Genomic DNA, 202 nt, shown 5'->3' with positions numbered 1-202 from the left:
CTCAGGCTAGCCTGAGGCTTGGACCACGCCTGAGACGAGAAAGACGAGAGAGACGACGCATACCAGCGTCGTCTTTTTTTTGTGATGCCAGGCCTTAAACTTGCTCAACAGTGCTCCGGTGTCATGTCCGAAGGCAACGTGCCTCAGGCAATTTGCCCAAGCACGGATCCAGATGATGTACCAAGGAACATCTATAACCTTA

Annotated in this window: 1 protein-coding gene; it reads right to left on the bottom strand. The window is 52.0% G+C overall.

Annotated elements, in window-relative coordinates; genetic code table 11:
• Nucleotides 1-6 precede the first annotated feature (6 nt).
• The coding region (locus tag PA598K_RS37615) for a hypothetical protein (protein ID WP_221414220.1) at nt 7-202 on the bottom strand (196 nt) is incomplete at its 5' end.

The organism is Paenibacillus sp. 598K, assembly GCF_003851045.1.
Taxonomy (GTDB): domain Bacteria; phylum Bacillota; class Bacilli; order Paenibacillales; family Paenibacillaceae; genus Paenibacillus_D.
This window is presented reverse-complemented; position numbering and strand designations above follow the sequence as displayed.